We start from the raw sequence: 19571 nt of genomic DNA, 5'->3' as shown, positions 1-19571 counted from the left end.
GATACGGGCTGGTCAGTCGGTACGGCTGGTCAGTCGATGCCGAGTTCCTTGTTGATGAGGTCGAACATCTCGTCGTCCGATGCGGAGGCGAGTTCGTCGTCATCGGTGGGGGCATCCCCGGACGCGCCAGGGGACGTGTCGATTTTCCACAGCAGGCTGCGCAGCCGCTCGGAAACGCGGGTGCGGAGTTCGTCATCGAGGGTGGCGGAACTGATGACGCGTTCCAGCTTCTCCATTGCGTCCCACAGCGGGGATGCGGAGTCCGCTTCGTAGGAGAACAGCTCGGAATGCAGTTGGGCGGCGAGTTCGGCGGGGGTGGGGTGCCGGTAGAGAACGGTGGTCGGGAGCCGCACTCCGGTCGCCGCGCTCAGCCCGTTGCGGAATTCCACCGCTGATACGGAGTCGAATCCGGCCTCGCGGAACGCCCGCTCGGGCTCGATGTCGCGGGCGGTGCCGTGCCCGAGGACGGCCGCCGCGTGCGAGCGGACCAGGTCGAGCAGTTCCCGGCTCCGCTCCTCAGCCGTGGCCGAGGCCAGCCGCCGCAGCAGGGGCGACTCCTCGTCGCCGCTGCCGGTGACGTCCGGAGCCCCGCCCGCGTCCGGCGCGACCGCCACGGAGTCCGCCCCGTGCGCGACCGTGGTGTCCGGGGCGGGCGGGCGCACCCAGAAGGACGTGCGCTGGAAGGCGTAGGTGGGCAGCCCGACGGTGCGGGCACCGGCGAGTACGGGAGACCAGTCGACGTCCACTCCGGCCACGAAGGCGCTGGCGACGGAGGTGAGGAAGCGGTCGGTGCCGCCGTCGTCGCGGCGCAGCGACCCCACGGCGGTGACCTCTCCGGCCCCGGACTCCTCCGCGGTCTCCTCGATGCTCATGGCGAGCACGGGGTGGCTGCTCGACTCGATGAAGACGGCGTGGCCGTCCTTGAAGATCTGCCGGCTGACTTGCTCGAACTCGACGGTCTGGCGCAGGTTGCGCGCCCAGTAGGCGGCGTCGAGCCCGGCCGTGTCGATCAGTTCGCCTTCGACGGTCGAGTAGAACGGGGTTTCGGCTGTCACCGGCCGGACGTCGGCCAGCACGCTCAGCAGTTCGTCCCGTACGGTCTCCACCTGCGGCGAGTGCGAGGCGTAGTCCACCGGGACGCGCTTGGCGCGGATGTCCTCCGCCTCGCATCCGGCGACCAGCTCGTCCAGGGCTTCCGGCTCACCGGCCACGACGGTGGACAGGGGTCCGTTGACCGCGGCCACCCCGATCCGGCCGCCGTAGCCGGAGAGACGGGATTCGGCGGCATCGTGCCCGAGCCCGAGGGAGACCATGGCGCCCTTGCCCGCGAGCCGCTCGCGTATGACCTTCGAACGGAGCGCCACGACCCGCGCCCCGTCCTCCAGCGACAGACCACCGGCCACCACAGCAGCCGCGATCTCCCCCTGCGAATGCCCCACCACAGCTGCGGGCTCCACACCGTACGAACGCCACAGCGCCGCCAGCGACACCATCACCGCCCACGACAGCGGCTGCACCACATCGACCCGCTCCAGCGAACCGTCAAGCTCAGCCGCGAAGTTCCAGTCGATACAGGGCGCCAGGGCCGCCCCGCAGCGGCGCATCGACTCCGCGAACACCGGGGCCGACGCCATCAACTCCCGCGCCATCCCCACCCACTGGGCACCCTGACCCGGGAAGACGAACACAGGGCGCACGGTGCTCCGGGCCACGCCGCGTATCAGGCCGGTCGGCTCGGTTCCGCTCGCGATGTCCGCCAGGCCGCGCAGGAGTTCGACACGGTCACGGCCGACCGCCACAGCACGGTGCTCGAAGACGGTGCGCGTCGTGATCAGCGAATGGGCGACGTCCCGGGGGCTGTGGTCCGGGTGGGCCTCGGCGTGGGCGCTCAGGGCCTCGGCCTGCGCGCGCAGCGCCTGCGGGCTCCTGCCGGACACCACCCACGGGACGACGCCGGAAGCGGCGGCGGGGCCGGCGTCGGCCGAGGCCGTCCGTCCGCTCGCGGTACGGGGCGGCTCGGCGACCACGACATGGCAGTTGGTGCCGCCGACGCCGAAGGAGCTGACTCCGGCGAGCAGGGGATTCTCCGGTCGCGGCCACGGGCCGCGCTCGTGCTGGACGCGGAGGGCCAGGGCGTCGAACGGGATGTCGGGGTTGGGCGTCGTGAAGTTGAGGCTGGGCGGCAGCTCGCGGTGGTGAACGCTCAGCACGGTCTTGAGGAGGCCGACGATCCCGGCCGCGCCTTCGAGGTGTCCGAGGTTGGTCTTGACGGAGCCCACCCGCAGCGCGTCCTCCGCGGGGCGGCCGGCGCCGAGGACGGTGCCGAGGGAGTACGCCTCGACGGGGTCACCGACCTTCGTTCCGGTGCCGTGCAGCTCCACGTACTGGACCTGCGTCGGGTCCGTCCCGGCGCTTCGGTGCGCGAGGCGCAGCACCTCTTCCTGGGCGGCGCGGCGGGGGGTGGTGAGGGTGTCGCCGCCGCCGTCGTTGTTGACGGCGCTGCCCAGGATGACGCTGTGCACCGGGTCGCCGTCGGCGAGGGCCGCGTCCAGCGGCTTGAGGACGAGTACCGCGCCGCCCTCGCCTCTCACGTAGCCGTTGGCCCGGGCGTCGAAGGTGTGGCAGCGGCCGTCCGGGGAGAGGGCGCCCATCTTCTGGGAGGCCCGGGTGGGGCCTGGGGTGACGATGAGGTTGACGCCGCCGACGAGGGCGCTGGTGGACTCGCCGCGCCGCAGGCTCTCGCACGCGAGGTGGACGGCGACCAGCGACGAGGACTGCCCCGTGTCGACGGTCAGGCTCGGCCCGGTGAGGCCGAGGGCGTACGAGACGCGGTTGGCGAGCAGGCTGCGCTGGGCGCCGGTGAACGAGTGGTGGCTGAGCCCTTCGTCGCCCTGCCTGAGCACCAGTTCCGCGTAGTCGCCCCAGATCGCCGAGGCGAACACGCCGGTGCGGGCGCCGCGCAGCGACTGGGGGCGGATGCCGGTGTGTTCGACGGCTTCCCAGGACAGCTCCAGCATCAGCCGGTGCTGGGGGTCCACGGCGGTGGCCTCGCGAGGCGAGATGCCGAAGAACTCCGCGTCGAACGTGTCGACGCGGTCGAGGTATCCAGCCCGGGCCGGGTGTCCGGCCCGGGCGGAACCGGGGTCGTGGGCCAGCCGGTGTTCCGGTGCCTCCCGGACGCCGTCGCGACCCTCGCTGAGGAGTGCCCAGAGCTGCTGCGGCCCGGTCGCTTCGGGGAGACGGCACGCCATCCCCACCACAGCGATGGGCATGGCTGTCTCTTCCATCCTCATGCGAAACCCCCGATGATGAAGTACCTACGTGCCCGGCAGAGCCGTGCCTGCCGGTCCGAGCGTCACCTTCGCGACCAGACGGCGTCTTTGCCCGCCCTTGACCGAGGCATGCGTAGGTTTGACCGGCCCATGCGACGCCTTGACTAGGCCATGGGACGATTCTGCGGTGACGCGGTGGCCGGAAACCCTGGGGCGCGACCCCAGCATCGACCCCAGCATCCTGACCGCGGCATGGACGCCGGGGTCTTAGGCGCTCTCAGCGGGCGAGACGTCCGTGGCGCCCCAGTAGGCGCGCATTTCCTCGATCAGCCCGTCCGCGTCGAACCGGAAGACCGACGTCACGTTGACCGCGAGCCGCCCGCCGGTGGGGTCCTGAGGGTTGCGGATGGTCGCCTTCAGCCCTACGGCGATGTGCTGCTCGTCTTGCGAACCGGTGACCGTACCCGGGGTGTCCTGGGTGCCGAACTCCTCCACCACCCGCTGGAAATAGGTCCGTACGGCCTCCTCGCCGACCACGGGGCCGGTGCCGACCGGGTCTTCGACGCTCGCGCCGGGGGCGAACATCTTGCAGATGGCGTTCACGTCACCGGAGTTGACGTGCTGGAAGTAGTCGAGCACGAGTTGTTTGCGCTGGCTTTCGTCGGGCATGGAGTCCTCCTGATGGGGGTTGTCTGAGAGAGCGCGCCGCTGCGTCGCGCGCCTGCTGGGACCGCTCCGCATGGTGTGTCCGCGCCGCCCGCGCATCGCGCGTCCCCGCGTGGGAGCGGGTCCGTACGAGCGCGTCCGGGCATGTCCCCGGTGGCGCCTGCGTCACCGCCCGGCGTCGAGTACGCCGGTGAGACGCCGTTCTCGTCGCGGGCGTCGGTGCACGCCACATCAGCTCACGCGGTGCGCGGGCACCCGGGAACACCGCTGTGGCGCCCTCGGGCACGGCACGTCGCTCCACGGGCGTCCGCCCGCGTGACGGCGCCCGGCGGCCGCCCCCGGGCGGAGCCCGTACCTGGTCCGGTACGGCGCTGCCTGGGAGAGGGGCGCCCGAGGGGACCTGGCACCGGGACGCGCCGCCAGGACGCGTGTCCCCACGCGTGCGAATGCGGTGTGAGCCCCGCACGCCGCGGGGCCACGCTGCGATTCTGCGGGCCAGGCGGGGCCGAAAACCTCGGGTCGGGCCCCAGCAGCGACCCCAGCCTTTGCCCGTTTCAGACCCTGGCCAGGGCGTCCCGCAGCTCCCCGCGCGAGGCGATGCCGAGTTTCCGGTACGCCTGTCCCAGATGCCACTCGACGGTCTTCACGGTGACGAACAGCATGTGCGCGATCTCCTGGTTGCGTTTGCCCTCGGCGGCGAGCACCGATACCGACCGCTCCCTGGGGGTGAGGCCGGAGACACCGGTACGGGTGGGGACGCGCGCCCGTACGCCCATGGCGGCCAGTTCGAGGCGGACACGCTTGCCGAGGGCGGCCGCCCCCGTGGTGTCGGCGATCTCACCGGCCTTGCGCAGCAGCGGCCTCGCGTGCTCGGTGCGGCCTTCCCTGCGCAGCGCCGCCCCGTACTCGGTGAGCGCGAGGCAGTGCTCCAGCGCGGCCGGGCTGTCCTGCAACAGCCCGACGGCCTCCTCCAGTTGCCGCAGCCCGGCGCCGCCGCCCAGCGTGAGCCCCCCGGCGATGAGCGCCCCGGCGATGGTCCTGGGCGTGCCGAAGCGGCGTGCGGCGCCCAGGCTCTCCTCGGCGAGACGCCGCGCCTCCGCGACGCGGCCGATTCTGGCGAGGGCGGCCGCGGCTTCGGCGGCCGGGCTGAGGGCCGGGCAGTCCGTGCCCCACTCCGTCAGCGCGTCGGCGGCCCGCAGCAGATCGCCGACCCCGGCCTCGGTCTCCCCCTGGGCGATGCGCAGCCGTCCGCGTGCCATGACGAGCGGGAGGTAGGGCGGCTGCCGGGAGATGTCGGCGCCCAGGCCGCAGCGGTCGATGACGCGTACGGCGGTACGGGTCTGGCCCTGGGCGACCAGGGAGTCGATGAGCGCTCCGGCCGCGAACGGCATGCCCATCGGCGGGACTCCGGCCTCCTCCGTGGAGCCCAGTGCCAGCGAACCGTCGGTCTCCGCCTCGGCGAGCATGCCGCGCTGGAACCGCACCCACGCGTGCAGCGCGCGCAGATCCTCGGTGGCCAGGTGCAGGCCCTGCTCCTCAGCGGCGCGCAGCGCGTCCTGGAGAAGCCGGTCAGCTTCCAGCAGCCGGTCGCAGCAGGCGAAGGCCAGCGCGATCAGCCAGGCGGCCTGCGCCCCTCCGTCGGGCGGGCTGATCAACGGGCCGTGCAGCAGCGCCCGCTCACCGATCTCCATGACGTCGTCCGCCGTCTGCCCGGTGATCAGCGCCTCGAAGGCCTGCTGCGCCCCGACCAGGGCGGCGGTGGCGCCGTCTTGGCCGACCGTACGGTCGAGACGGCTCAGCTCCCGCATCGCCAGCGGGCGGGTGTGCGGGGTCAGCTGGGCGACCTTGACGATCTCGGAGTTCAGCCGCAACTCCAGGTCGCGGTGGCGCCCCTCGACTTCGGCGTGGGTGCGCTGGAGCAGCCCCAGCGCGTCCGCGTAGCGCGCGGCGGCGATCAGTGCCGCGCTCATGTCGATGACGATGGCGGCCCGGTCCACCGGCTCGGTCGTCAGCTCAAGGGCCTCACTCAGGTGTGCCAGGGCCTCGGGGTCGCGCATGCGCAGTTCGGCGCCGCCCAGCCGGGCGAGCAGCGCGGGCTGGGCCGCGACGGGGGCGGGTTCGTTCAGGGCTCGGCGCAGCATCGGCACGGCGGCCACCGGGTCACCCGCTTCCAGGGCGTCCCGCCCGGCCTCGGCGATGATCTCCGCTGTCCACGCGTCCCCGGACGGCGGTACGGGCAGCAGGAGTTGGACGACCTGGGTGCCGGGAGCTCCCGCCGCGTGCAGTGCCTTGGCCGCGCGCGCGTGCGCGCGGTGCCGGTAGGGCAGCGGCAGGTGGTCGTAGACGGCGGTGCGCACGATGGGCTGGGCGAAGCGCAGGGGCGCCTGGGGGTGCACGATGCCCAGGTCCATCAGGGTGCTGACGGCGTCGGCCGCCTCGGCGGCGTCGAGCCCCGCGACGTGGGCGACGTGGGCCGCGTGGGTGAGGGCTGGTTCGGCGGCGGAATCCAGGACGGCCAGCGCCCTGGCGAGCTTCGTGGTGTTCTCGGCGAGCGGTTCGGGCAATTGCAGGAGCCTGCGCAGGACAACGCGTGCGATATTACGGGGACCAATGCGGGAAACGGCGTTCGGGTCGGCCCCGGCGCCGTCGGCGGCCTCTGCTAACAACTCGCGGAGAAAGAAGGGGTTCCCGCCGGTCACCGCATAGCAGGCCCGTACGAAGGCGGCGTCGGGATGCGAACCGGGAAGGGAGTTCGTGGCGAAGGCGAGTACGCCTTCCTCGCTGAGCGCGTTGACCGGGATCAGCTGCGCGGAGGACGAGGAGAGAAGGGCCTGGTTGATATCGGCGCGCTGCCCGCTGTCGACCGACTCGGTGGCCGCGCACAAGAGGATGCCATGGCCCTTGAGGCGGCCTTCCATGTAGTTGAGGAATTGCAGCGAGGAGACATCCGCCCAGTGCATGTCGTCGAGCAGCAGGAGCAGCGGCGCGCGGCAGGCGAGATTGACGCACATCCAGTACAGCCCGTGCAGGACGGCCTGCTGTTGTTCGGGTCCCGCGCCGGGCGCGACGCCACCGGTTCCATATTCGAAAAGCGGCGCGGCCAGTCGCGCCGGACCGGCCAGGACGTCATTGCGGGCGTCGTCGCTCGCGCTCGCGAGCCAGGGTTCGAAAAGCTGCCGCACGATGCCGTAGGGAAAGCCGGCCTCGAATTCACTGCCGCGCGCGAAAAGGAGCTCGAAACCTTCACCGAGGGCGCGCTGCTTCGCCTCGTTGAGCAGGGCGGTCTTGCCCAACCCTAAGGCACCCTCGAATATCAGGAGCCGACCTTCCTTGGCGTGACAGCTCTTGATCGCCGCGTCGATAGCCTCGAATTCACCATGCCGCTCAACAAAGGGTCCACCCTCAAGCCGCATTACGGTGCTCCCTCCACCTGTCACAAGAGATGGCCGCTCCGCAGATATAAATATCCCGCCGAATTTGCTTGCCGATGATTCTTGGGAGGAAGTTCAGGGCTTGGCCGCACACCGCTCGCTGCATTTATGTGATGTGACGGATTGGAATTCGTCAGAGCGAATCAGAGTCGGCCACAAGAATAAATGGCAACGCAAAGCACAAACCCGTCAAATCCCCCGTTGTTTCGCGTGTTTACGCACGCCCCAGCAAGGCCGCGGTCACCACACGCATTACTGATCCGACTGCCGCCATCGTAACGCACGCCGAGACCGGAGTGAAATATTAAACCTATCTGACCGAGACATCCGAAGCGTTCATCGATGGCCCTCTATATCACCTTCGCCATGAAATACGCTTCAGTAACTTACGGCTTCCGCCGGACGGCCGCGTAACAGCAAAGCCACCGCTATCAGCAGCCCCTGCGGTATCCGGGGCACCTTCCCCCTGCCACCGCACGCCGGAGAAGCGGGGCAGCGCCCTAAGACCAGCGGTCCAGGCAACATTACTCCCTGACCCGAAGCCCTCACGGGCCGGTGATCCGCGGTCGCCCGAGAGGCCCGTACAGAGATTTCACAAATGTGTGAGAGAAGGGCCCCTGTCCGCCGGCCAGGACACTCCGCGACTCCGTCTTGACGCTTTTCTGTCACGCGTCGGATGTCCGGGTGTCCGGGTGAACAACATGTGGCGAACACGGACCCGCCGCGCTCCTCGCGTCGTGCCGACGCCGTGCGCGGCGCGGACCAAGGGCGGGCCGGAAAGGGAGAGCAAGAAGCACCCAGCCGCCGCAGCCCGCGCGGCTGTCCGTGCGACTGTGTGCGCGGGCTGTTCGTACGGACCAGCAGCGACGCCCCACAAGGCCAGGCGCCGGAACTCGGGGCCGGGTGAGGGCTGTTGACACCACTGGCCGCCGACCCGCGGCAGCGCCGCGTGCCGCCGGAACGGACTGTCGTTCCCGGGCGGCGTCCACCTGGTGGACAACGGGACAGGGCGGGCGGGGTCGCCCCGCCCGCCGCCTTGGAACTGGGGCAGTGCACGCGCTATTCCTGCCGCGGCATCACCTTCCCGCCGACAAGCCACAGCGTCGCGAGCGCGACGACCAGCAGCATGCCGCCGAACCACAGCACGCTGGAGACGGCGATGCCGTCCGCCGCCCGGCCGCCGAGCAGGGCGCCCAGCGAGATGGAGGTGTTGAACACCGAGACGAACAGCGCCGATCCCACCTCGCGCGCTTCCGGCGCCGCGCGGAACATCCATCCCTGTGCGCTGACCGACACTCCCCCGTAGGCCAGCCCCCACACGATGAGCAGCACGGTGGCGCCCAGCGTCGTGGTGCCGAAGACCGGGATCAGCAGCAGAGCCAGGGCCAGCAGCCCGGCCAGCACCATGAGCGCGCCACGCGGGTCACGCTGGGCACGCGACCCGGCCAGGAAGTTGCCGATGATGCCGGCGACGCCGTAGACGAGCAGCAGCGTGCTGATCAGCCCCGGGCCGACCCCGGACACCTCCTCAAGGACGGGCCGGACATAGGTGTACGCGCCGAAGTGACCGGTGACCAGCAAGGCGGTGATGATCAGGCCGATCCGCAGGGTGGGGTTGCGCAGCAGCGCGGGCAGGTCGCTCGGCCGGATGGCCTGGGTGGCGGGCAGCGGCGGCAGGAGTACGGCCATCGCGATCAGCACGCCGAGCGCGAGGGCGGCCATCACCCAGAACGCCGCACGCCAGTCCGCCAGGTCGCCGATCAGCGTGCCCGCGGGCACCCCGAGCACCGAGGCGACCGCGATGCCGCTGAAGATCAGTGAGGTGGCGGTGCCGACGGATTTCGCCGGTACGAGCCGTATGGCGAGCCCGGCGGCGATGGACCACACGCCGCCGATGCTCAGTCCGACCAGGACCCGGGAGATGAGCAGGACAGTGAAGTTGGGGGCGAACGCGGAGACCAGGTTGGCCGCCACGAGCAGTGCCATCAGGGAGCACAGCATGAGCTTGCGGTCGATGCCGCCCGCGGAGACGGCGAGCAGCGGTGCGGCGATGGCGGCGACGATCCCGGGCAGCGTCATCGCCAGCCCGGCCGTTCCGTCGGAGACGTGCAGTGTCGAACCGATCGACGTCAGCAGGCCGACCGGCAGCATCTCGGTGGTGACCACGGTGAAGATGCCGACCGCCACAGCGGCGACGGCGAGCCAGCTCGTCGGCGCCGAGGGGGCGGCGGGGGTCTCGGATGGCATCGGTGGGGTGTCGGTACCGGACACGGAGCCCGCGTCGGAGGCGTCGGACACCGCGGCGGGCTTGCGGTGGGGGTGGGCCACATGCCCGTGCGAGGGCGTGGATGCCCCGGTCGCGGTCGAACGTTTGTTGGTTTCGGACATGGCACCAGCCTTCTGCCAGACCGGCCGCGGGAACAACGCCGAACCTCTCATCCTTGGATGAGTCAGATTCATCGATACGCGCGGCCCTGACGAACTGCTGACGGGGCGCGAAAACGGCCGCCGCATGAACGCGGCACACTCCATGACCGCGGCATGCGCGGGCGGGGGCGTGGCAAAGGAGGTCCTGGTGGGTGCGGTGACCGGTGGTCTGGAGATCAGAGAGCTGGAGTGCTTCCTGACGCTCAGCGAGGAACTGCACTTCGGCCGGGCGGCCACGCGGCTGTACGTGTCGCAGAGCCGGGTCAGCCAGTTGCTCAGCGCGCTGGAGCGCCGCATCGGCGCCCGGTTGCTGGAGCGCACCAGCCGCCGCGTGTGGCTGACCCCGTCCGGCGAGCGTTTCCTGGCCGAACTGCGCCCGGCGTACGACGCGCTGCGTACCGCGGTCGAGGGCGCGCGCACGGCGGCCCAGGGTCTCGACGGCACGCTGCGGGTCGGATTCCTGGGGGCGGCCGATGAGCGGATCATGGAGGCGATCGGCACCTTCAGGGAACGGCATCCCGGGTGCGAGATCGCTCCCGTCGAGATACCGCTGGCCGACCCGTTCGGTGCCGTGCGGCGCGGCGACGTGGACGCGGCGCTCGTCTGCCTGCCCGTGGAGGAGCCCGACCTCGTCGTCGGTACGGTCTTCTCCAAGGAGCCGCAGCTGCTCGCGGTCTCCACCCGGCATCCGTTCGCCGGCCGCGCGTCGGTCACCGCCGAGGAGCTGGCCGAGTGCCGCCTCATCGGTCTGGGCGGCCCGGCCCCCCGCTACTGGCGCGAGTTCATGGCTCCGCCCACCACCCCGGGCGGCCGTCCGATCCCCGCCGGGCCCTTGATCAGCACACTCCAGGAGGGCCTGTCCGCCGTCGCCGCGCTCCGGGGCGCCATGCTCTTCTGCGCGCCGACCGCCACCCACCAGGGCCGCGGCGACGTCAGATTCGTTCCGGTCATCGGCCTGCCCGATTCGACCCTGGGCCTGATCTGGCCGCAGGCCAGGGAGACCGCCCGGCACAGGGCCCTCAGCCAGGCCATCGCCGACCAGCCGACGGCCTGAGGGACGGCAGGGCACCTCCATCCGGCGTGTCCTCACGGGGGCCGGGGCCCAAGAGCACGAACGCCCCATACGCGCCGGAGGCGACGGCGAGCAGCCCGAGAACCAGCGTCCGCCACACCCACCGCAGCCTCAGCAGTGCGACGGCTGCCGGGATCAGCAGGGGGAAGGCGGGCATCATCAGGCGCGGCCGGGAGGTGAAGTAGCCGGAACCGATCAGGGAGACCGCGACCACGCAGAAGCAGTAGAGCAGCACGGGCAACGGCAACCGCAGCCGTACGCAGAGCAGCAGCAGCCGGCCCAGCAGCGCGAACACGGCACACAGCCCGAGCCCGCCGAGGATGTTCCCCGCGGCGAAGAGCCCTGCCACGTAGCCCGCGAGGGCCGCGCCGCCATCGACGCTGTTGCCCCACTCCGCCTGCACCTCGAAGTAGGCCAGCGGGCTGTCTCTCCGTACGGCGACGAACGCCACATACGCCAGCCAGCCCATCGGCGCGAGGACGGCGCCCGCGAGCAATCTCCAGTGTCCACGGGCGAGTTCGCCCCATGCCGCTCCGTGCCGCGACGCGCGAACCATGACGGCAGCCGCCGGGATCACCAGGGCCGCGATCAGCGCGACGGCCGAGGGGCGGGTCAGCCCGCTGAGCGCGCACAGCGCCCCCGCGCACACCCAGCGTCCGGTCAGCACGGCGTAGAGCGCCCAGGCGGCCAGTGCGGTGAACAGCGTCTCGGTGTACGCCATCGACTGGACGTACGCGGTCGGATAAACGCCCCACAGCACCGCGAGCACCATGCCGGTCCGCCGACCCTGAAGATGGGCACCTACGGCGAAGATCCCCCAGGCGGCGAACAGCGAGGCAATCCAGCTGACCGCGAGACCGGCGCCGGCCGCACTCACCGGCGTGATCCACGACAACCCCCGTTCCAGAGCCGGGAGGAGCGGGAAGAATGCCAGATTGGAATGGACGCCTCCGTCGGCGAGGAGAATGTCGACGCCATAACCGGACTCCGCCACCCGCAGATACCACAGCGAGTCCCAGCGGCCGTTGAGCAGTTTGATGACGCTTTTGTCAGCAGGCGAAGCCGCAGCCCACAGGGCCAGAATCCCCACCAGCCGGACGGCGACGTATCCGCAGAGAGCGGGCATGGCCCAGCGCAGCGCCGCCGCGCCACGGCTCGGCGAGGGAATGCGCACAGGCGCCGGCTGCCCGGCCTTATGGTCGGCGTAGCGAGACAAGGCCATGCGGGCGATCATGTCCGCGCATTGCCGCTGTTCAGCACGCAGATCTCGCACCGAGGGAATTATTTCAGGTCACATAATTCACATCGGAACATCATGGGGCCCGTACGCGAATGGGCGTCGCCCGCGGCCTTATGGTTTACCGTCAGCGGAAATCGTTATACGGAAGGATCAATGCCGAGTGGCGGCCGTGCTTCCACAAGGCGAAAGGTTGGCGAAAAGGCGCGGGCACGCCGCCCGCAGCGGGCCGCGCGTGCGCGCGCCGGTCCGGCGACGGACGACACCGGCCCCGCCCGGCACCCAGGGCCCCCAGGGCGGCCGGGAAGACGTGCGCCGTCGGGGCGCGCACGCACTCCCCCGCCGCGAACACGTGCGCCCCGCAGCCGGGCACACACACCCGCGGCGGGGCGGGTACGGAAGTCCTCAGGCGCCAGTAACCTGCCGCACAACACCGGCACCTTCGTCAAGTCCCGCCAGTCCGCAGGCGGTTGGCCTGATCACAGTGCCGATGTGGCTGGTTCCCGAGGGTAGCGACAGGGGGTTTGAGATGCCCGGACTCGACTGGTTGGCCGGTCAGGAGAGCATTCTCGCTGTGGAACAACTTGCACCAGAGGACGTTGAGGTGCACACTGTTCCGAAGATTCGGAGCAACCTGCACCAGACTTCTCGCCCATGAGGAGGCAGCTCTTGAGCGCCATAGCCGGGACCCGCAGCCAGAGTCGGGCCGATCTGACGATGACGTACGCGGTGCACAACGCCTTCCGCCGCGACGTGGCCCTGCTGATGTCCGCCTCGTGCAGCGAGGACGCCCGGGACGGCGCCTCCATCAGGGCGGGTTGGCAGACGCTCAAGCGGTATCTGGCGATCCAGCGCACCGCGAAGGACTGCGTGCTCTGGCCCGCCATGCGGGCGAAGCTGGCCGGTCAGCATCGGGAGTTGGAGGTCCTGGAGTCCATGGAGGCCGAGCACGCCGACATGGACCCCATGATCAGGAAGATCGACGCCGCGCTCGCCCACGACCGGCGTTTCCGGCTCCGCGAGTACGCCGAGGACTTCTCCACCTCGCTGCTCTCCCACCTCGACCACGAGGAAGCCGAGGCGCTTCCGCTGGTGCAGAGCTTGATAAGCCAGCGGGAATGGGACGCTTTCTGCGACGAACAGCGTCGCCAGGTGGGCCTGAAGGGCGTGGCGTCATTCTTCCCGTGGCTGCTCGACGGCGCCCCCGACCGCACCCGGAACCAGATTCTTGAGCTGCTCTCGCCCCCTCTGCGCTTCCTGTGCCGGAGCGTATGGCAACCACGGTATGAGCGGACGCCGCGCTGGGAGCTGGCCGGCCTCGCCTGATTCAGCCACTCGCGCTCCTTCAGCGCGCCCGCACAACTGCATTGACCAGCAAGGCCGTTGACGCCCCGCCCGTTCACCTTTTGTAAGCAACCGCGACCCCCGCCACCTCAACAGGTGACGGGGGTTCACGCGTGTCACAAGTTTCACATGTCTTCACACGTGACGGACGTCAACGGGGTACCCTCGGCAACTCGGCGCCTGGCATGGACCAAGGCTGCCGAATGCTGGTCGCGCTGGAGAAATAGGCGCTCCGATGGCCGTCCGTCCTAGAGCCGCAAGAGCCATAGGTACACAGCTCAAAGCGGGTTACCATCTGGATCGTTCGAAGCCCGAACACGCTCCATCATGCGGAACTAGCGACTCACTGGTGAACTGTTGAACGACCGACTTGAGGTGACATAGACTGCCTGCTGGCTCCAGATTTGCTCGACTTTCAGCCACGGGGGGATGAACAGGCGACGCGATAAGGGCACATGGAGACAGGTGCGGCGGAACAGTGGTGGACGCCCGTCCCCCAGCGGAGCGATCGAAGCGGGACCATTCGCGTAGTGACTCCCGCGCTGCGACGACGCCTTGCCTGCGTGCCCTGCCTATGCGTCCCTACTCATCGAGCCTCTCGTCACACTCTTCTGGAAGGTGAACGAGAACGTCATGGAATTTGCCATATTGGGCCCGCTTCGCATGTACGAGCAGGGGCGCTCCTACACCCCGACCGCACCAAAACAACGGCAGCTTTTGGCCCTGCTGCTGCTCAACGCCAATCAGGTCGTTTCCACCAGCACATGCATCGATGAACTCTGGGAGACATCGCCGCCCAACACGGCGCTCTCCACTTTGCAGTCCTACATCCTCCAGCTGAGGCGCACTTTGCGCAGAGTTCCGCGCATCGGCAGTTTACAAGCTGCGCGCCGTGTTCTGGAGACCCGGGACGGCGGTTATTTGCTGGCCGTGCGCAATGACGAACTCGACGCCAACATCTTCACCGCACTCGTGCGTGAGGGCCGCTCCGAACTGCACCGGGACGACTTCGCCGCGTCCTCGCTGCTGACCCGCGCGCTGACGATGTGGCAGGGCTCCGCGCTGTCCGATGTGCAGGCGGGCCCGGTGCTGCGAGCCCACCTCGTGGGGCTCGAAGAGGACCGGATCAGCGTGCACGAGCAGCGCATCGACGCCGATCTGCGCCTCGGCCGCCACCATGAACTTCTCGGCGAGCTCAGCGCCCTGGTCACCAAGTACCCGACTCACGAAAACCTGCACGCGCAGCTCATGCTCGCGTTGTACCGCTCGGGCCGCCGCGCCCAGGCGCTGGAAGTCGTCAAGCGGCTGCGGCAGGTGCTGCACGACGACCTCGGTCTTGAGCCCTCGCCCCGGATGCGCAACCTCCACCAGGCCGTCCTGGCCTGCGACCCGGTCATCGACAGCCCGGCGGGTACCGAGTCCGTGCTGGCTCTCGATCTCGCGCGCTACGCGTCCGTGCCCTCCGTTCCCGCCCAGCCTTCCACCTCGCCCCCCGTCCACGCACGGGGCGAGCAGGTCCGGGGCTGACGAGAACGGCGGCCCCTTCCCTTCCGGACTGGTCGAGTCCTGCCCGAGTTACGCGCGTTACCTTCGGTATGCGTCCTCGCCGAGGGCCGCGCTCGGCATAGCTCACGCTCACCCCACGAGCCGTACGCGGGCGTAACGTTCAGCGCCGCGCACACAGCGCGGCAGCGGACACCGCGGTACGGCCCACGGCGCGGCAGGACCACGCGAGGGCCAGCGCGACAACCGAAGAGAGGCGCGCCCCGGCGGGGGGCGGAACACCCGCCGGGCACTCAGCGCTGCCGGCTCCCGGACGCGGCTGCGACCCCCTTGCGTGCGGCGGCACGCGGTGGCCCGTGACTGGTGCCGGTGGTCAGCCGGTGGTGCCCGTGCTCAGAGCGACTCGATGTCCTCCGAGACAGGCAGCCGGTGCCTGCAGTCGAATACGTACCGCGCCGACGAGGCGATGGCGTCGTAGTCGAAGGCGTCGTGGTCGGTGACGATGAGCACGGCGTGAGCCCGGGAGATCTCCTCCGGGGTGAGTTCGACCTGGAGGAGGCCGGCGATGTCGGGGCTCTCGGTCACGTGCGGGTCGGCGACCCGGACCGTCGCGCCCGCCTCGATGAGCATCCTGGCGATCGGCAGCGCCGGGGATTCCCTTACGTCGCCGGTGTTCGGCTTGTACGCGAGGCCGAGCATCAGGATGCGCGAGCCGGTGACGGTCTGGTGCCGCCGGTCGAGGCCGCGGGTCAGTTTGCGTACCACGTACTCCGGCATCTGGTTGTTCAGCTCGTCCGCCAGCTCCACCAGCCGGAAGCGCTTGCTGGAGTTCCGCTCGACCTTCCACGACAGATACAGCGGGTCGACCGGCAGGCAGTGGCCACCGACCCCCGGGCCCGGCGTGAACCGCATGAAGCCGAACGGCTTGGTGGAGGCGACGTCCAGGGCGTCCCAGACATCGACGCCTATTCCCTCGGCGTGCGTGGCGAGTTCGTTGACGAGCGCGATGTTCACGTGCCTGAAGGTGTTCTCCATGACCTTCGCGAGTTCGGCGACGCGCGTCGACTTCGCGACCACGACCTCCCGGACGATGGAGGCGTAGAACGTCTCGATCCTCGCCAGCGACGCCGCGTCGATACCGGATACCACCTTGGGCGTGGTCTCGAACGTCCAGTTGGCGTTTCCCGGGTCGATGCGCTCGGGGCTGTAACCCAGGTGGAAGTCGGCCCCCGGCTCCAGTCCCGAGCCCTTGCGCAGGAGCGGCGCGAGGACTTCCTCGGTGGTGCCCGGATAGCTGGTGGATTCCAGGACCACCGTGGCACCGGGGCGCAGCCGTACGGCGAGCGCGTGGCCCGCGGCCTCGATGTGCGAGAGGTCGGGGACGCCCTCGTGCAGCGGGGTGGGAACCGTGATGACGGCCATGTCGAAGCCCGCCAGGTCGTCGGTGTCGATACTCGGCTGGTAGGTGCCCCGGTCGAGTACGGCGCCGAGCCGTTCCACGGTGACGTCGCCGACGAAGGAGTCCCCTACGGCCAGCTTCTTCACCCGGGATTCATCGATGTCGTACCCCACGACCTGGTAGCCGTGTTCCGCGGCCGCCACGGCGAGCGGCAGGCCGACGTATCCCTGCCCCACTACGACCAGCTTGGTGGTCATGGAAAGCTCCTTAGTCGAAGAATTCACAGACCGAGTCAGCGATGTACTCCACCTGGCTGTCGGTGAGATGGGGCCAGATGGGGATGGCCAGGTTGTGGTCGCTGGCGCGCTGGGCGCCGGGCCAGTGCCCGCCTTCGGGGGCGAACCCTGCGAAGGCGGGCTGGCGCGGCAGCGGGACCGGGTAGTAGACGTGTGTGCCGATCTCCTTCTCCGTCAGCCAGGTCCGCAGGTCGGCACGCTGCTCGACGAGGAGGGAGTACACGTAGTAGCAGCGGCCGTTGCGGCCCGCGGGCGGGGCGAGGACGCCCCGCCCCGCCAGGGGCGCGAAGCGCTCCGTGTAGTAGTCGGCGATCTTGGCGCGGCGCTCAAGCCGGTCGTCGAAGCCCGCGCGCCGGTGCAGCTGGAACGCCGCGATGATCTCGTCGAACCGGCTGTTCTGGCCGATGCGGTGGTGCAGGAAGCGGGTGATGCCATCCTGGCCGTGGTTGCGCAGCATCCGGACGACCTTGCCCAGCTCGGGGTCGTCGGTGAGCACCGCGCCGCCCTCGCCCACCGTGCCGAACGCCTTGACCTGGAAGAAGGAGAAGACTCCGACGTCGCCCCAGCGCCCGGAGGGCACGCCGTCGAGCACGGCGCCCTGGGCGACGGCCGCGTCCTCGATGACCTTCAGGCCCCGGTCGCGCCCGAGCTTGTTGAAGCGGGGCATATCGGCCATGATCGAGAAGACGTGGGCGGGCATGAGCGCACGCGTCCGGTCGGTGATGAGGCGCTCCGCCGCTTCCGGGTCCATGACCATGGTGTGCGGGTTGACGTCGGCGAAGACGGGGGTCGCGCCCACGCTGGTCACCGAGCTGGCGACGGGCTGGCAGCAGAACGCGGGCACGATGACCTCGTCGCCGGGCCCGATGCCGAGGGCCTGCACAGCGAGGTTGAGGCCACCCGTGCCGCTGGAGCACGCGATGACGTGCTCGGCCCCCGTGGTGCGCCGCAGCTCCTCCTCGAACTCCGCGGTGCGCCGCCCGAGGATGAACTTCTGCTCCTCGTCCGTGCCGACCTCGAAGAGCAGGTCCTTGAACGCCTGCCGGTCCTCCTCGAAGAGGTCCGGGGGGAAGAACGGGATGGTGGCCATGTCATCGCCTTCCGGCGTAGAAGTCGAAGATGGCGGCGCAGACCGTCTCCAACCGTGCCTCGGTCAGGTCCGGGTAGAGCGGCAGTGCCAGCGTACGTTCACAGGCGGCCTCCGCATGGGGGAGGCTTCCGGCCTGGTAGCCCGCGTCCGCGTAGCAGGGCTGGGTGTGCAGCGGCCGGGGGTAGTACGTCTCGGTGCCGATGCCACGAGCCGTCAGATGGGCCACCAGCTCATCCCTGGCCTCCATCTCGACCTGGTAGACGTAGAAGACCGGCTCGGAGTCGGCGGAGCGGGGCACCAGGCGGGGCACGGCCAGGACGCCGTCGGCGCCGTGGAGGCGCTCCGTGTAGGCGTCGGCGAGTTCCCGGCGGCGTGCGATGTCCCGGTCGAGGCGGGTCATCTTGGCCATCAGGACGGCCGCCTGGATGTCGTCCATCTTGCTGTTGGTGCCCGGCACCCGGGAGAGGTTGGAGATCCCGGCGATGTGGTCGATGGTCTTGCCCATCCGGCCGTGGTGCCGCAGGACGGCCGCCTGGTCGGCGAGTTCGTCGTCGTCGGTGAGGACCATGCCCGCGTCACCCAGCGCGCCGAGTGTCTTGGTGGGGAAGAACGACAGCACTCCGCCCGCGCCGAGGAGCCCGGCGTGCGTGCCGTCCCAGCGCATGCCGATCGCCTCGGCGCTGTCCTCGATGAGCATCAGGTCCCGGCGGCGGGCCAGCTCTGACAGCGCTGTCATGTCAGCCAGCTGGCTGAACAGGTGGACGGGCATGATGGCGCGGGTGCGCTCGGTGACGGCCTCCTCCACGGAGGCGGCGTCCAGGCCGTAGTCGCCGTCGGTGGTGATGTCGGCGAAGACAGGCGTGGCTCCGGCCAGGGAGACGGCGGAGGCGGAGGCGAAGAACGAGAAGGCGGGGACGATGACCTCGTCACCCGGTTCGATCCCGGCGGCGCGCAGCAGGATCACCAGCGCGTCGGTGCCGCTGTTGACGGCGATCGCGTGCCGGGCGCCGGTGTATTCGGCGATGGCTCGCTCGAACTCCGCCACCTTACGTCCGTGGGAGAACTTGCCTCGGTCGAACACATCGTCCGTATGTCGGGTGATGAGAGGCCAAAGCTCCTTGAAGGACTCCGCCTGCGTGAAGAACGGGACCGGCGCGGGCGGGGCATCGGTAAGCGAGGACACCATGAGAGTGACGCTATGAAGTGGCTCTGTGACGTCGCTACGGACAAGAACTTGCCGGTAGGGAACGTTCCAGGCCAGGAAGGCGGAATGGGCGAACCGCCGGGTAAACCTGCCATGCGGCACGAGAGCGGAACGTGGACCGGGCAAGATCTTGCTATACGCGGGGGCGGGTATGGCAATTCCCGGTGGACATGCGGAGCGGCGCGGACGGATCGTGCGCGGACGGCTCCGCACCGTTCGGGTCGGGCCCTTGTGGCGGCCCGCCGACCCCCTATACCGGCCGTACGGCCCCTGACCCTCGTGAAGTTCCCTCCGGCGTCCGCTGGTGTGTGCCCGGGCGCGTGGCCGGACGTCCGGCGGGTGGCACCCGGACGGTCACGAGGCGCCGCTGAGCAACAGCGGGTCAACGGAGGCGAAAACGTCATCGACGGCCTCGGCGATCGTGGCCGCCGTCAGCCCGGACTCCGCCAGGACGTCGGCCCTGCTGGCGTGCTCGTAGAACTTCTGGAGCAGGCCGAAGTCCCGTACGGGCGTGTCCACCCCAGCGTCGCGCAGGGCCTGCCTGAGCGCCATGCCGACGCCGCCGACGCGGCCGTTGTCCTCGACGGTGGCGACGAGTTGGTGTTCGGCGGCGAGGCCGACGAGGGCGGA

General features: G+C 70.0%; 12 protein-coding genes. 3 read left to right on the top strand and 9 right to left on the bottom strand.

The features are described 5' to 3' along the window. Positions 1-29: 29 nt before the first annotated feature. The 4 genes from AC5P1B_RS34600 to AC5P1B_RS34585 all read right to left on the bottom strand — a co-directional run bounded on the left by AC5P1B_RS34600 (position 30) and on the right by AC5P1B_RS34585 (position 9616). The gene (locus tag AC5P1B_RS34600) at positions 30-3272 is read right to left on the bottom strand and encodes a type I polyketide synthase (protein WP_493891987.1); all 3243 of its coding nucleotides are present in this window, start codon (positions 3270-3272) and stop codon (positions 30-32) included. Positions 3273-3539: 267 nt separating this feature from the next. Then, positions 3540-3941: a nuclear transport factor 2 family protein gene (locus AC5P1B_RS34595; protein ID WP_493891986.1), complete on the bottom strand. Its 402-nt coding sequence runs from the start codon at positions 3939-3941 to the stop codon at positions 3540-3542. Between the two features lie 551 nt (positions 3942-4492). Beyond that, a complete protein-coding gene (locus AC5P1B_RS34590) occupies positions 4493-7351 on the bottom strand; it encodes a helix-turn-helix transcriptional regulator (protein WP_493891985.1) in 2859 nt (952 codons plus the stop codon). A gap of 1077 nt (positions 7352-8428) precedes the next feature. Further along, entirely contained in the window at positions 8429-9616 is a 1188-nt protein-coding gene (locus AC5P1B_RS34585; protein WP_493891989.1) for an MFS transporter, read from the bottom strand. A gap of 328 nt (positions 9617-9944) precedes the next feature. On the opposite strand from AC5P1B_RS34585, the gene AC5P1B_RS34580 reads away from it, so the two are divergent. Continuing rightward, complete coding sequence (locus tag AC5P1B_RS34580; protein WP_493891984.1) at positions 9945-10850, top strand: LysR family transcriptional regulator; 906 nt, start codon at positions 9945-9947, stop codon at positions 10848-10850. Here the strand turns inward: AC5P1B_RS34580 and AC5P1B_RS34575 are convergent. Continuing rightward, a complete protein-coding gene (locus AC5P1B_RS34575; protein WP_493891983.1) occupies positions 10816-12090 on the bottom strand; it encodes a hypothetical protein in 1275 nt (424 codons plus the stop codon). The two genes, AC5P1B_RS34580 and AC5P1B_RS34575, sit on opposite strands and share 35 nt — an antisense overlap. A gap of 684 nt (positions 12091-12774) precedes the next feature. Between AC5P1B_RS34575 and AC5P1B_RS34570 the strand changes: the two genes are divergently transcribed. Both AC5P1B_RS34570 and AC5P1B_RS34565 read left to right on the top strand, forming a co-directional pair. Then, positions 12775-13431, top strand: coding sequence for a hemerythrin domain-containing protein (locus AC5P1B_RS34570; protein WP_493891982.1), 657 nt, complete (start codon positions 12775-12777; stop codon positions 13429-13431). A 651-nt stretch (positions 13432-14082) separates the two neighbouring features. After that, complete coding sequence (locus AC5P1B_RS34565) at positions 14083-14976, top strand: AfsR/SARP family transcriptional regulator (protein WP_493891981.1); 894 nt, start codon at positions 14083-14085, stop codon at positions 14974-14976. A 369-nt stretch (positions 14977-15345) separates the two neighbouring features. On the opposite strand, the gene AC5P1B_RS34560 is transcribed toward AC5P1B_RS34565, so the two are convergent. The 4 genes from AC5P1B_RS34560 to AC5P1B_RS34545 form a co-directional block, all read right to left on the bottom strand. Then, on the bottom strand, positions 15346-16608 hold the full coding sequence (locus tag AC5P1B_RS34560) for a nucleotide sugar dehydrogenase (protein WP_493891980.1): 1263 nt from the start codon (positions 16606-16608) through the stop codon (positions 15346-15348). 10 nt (positions 16609-16618) lie between these two features. Continuing rightward, entirely contained in the window at positions 16619-17737 is a 1119-nt protein-coding gene (locus AC5P1B_RS34555; protein WP_493891979.1) for a DegT/DnrJ/EryC1/StrS family aminotransferase, read from the bottom strand. Between the two features lies 1 nt (position 17738). Next, entirely contained in the window at positions 17739-18923 is a 1185-nt protein-coding gene (locus AC5P1B_RS34550) for a DegT/DnrJ/EryC1/StrS family aminotransferase (RefSeq protein WP_493891978.1), read from the bottom strand. Between the two features lie 372 nt (positions 18924-19295). Continuing rightward, a partial coding sequence (locus AC5P1B_RS34545; protein WP_493891977.1) for a transketolase C-terminal domain-containing protein occupies positions 19296-19571 on the bottom strand: 276 nt, incomplete at its 5' end.

It is taken from the genome of Streptomyces sp. A01, from assembly GCF_059026195.1.
Note: the sequence above shows the minus strand (reverse complement) of the source record. Positions and strands in the feature narration are given on the sequence as shown.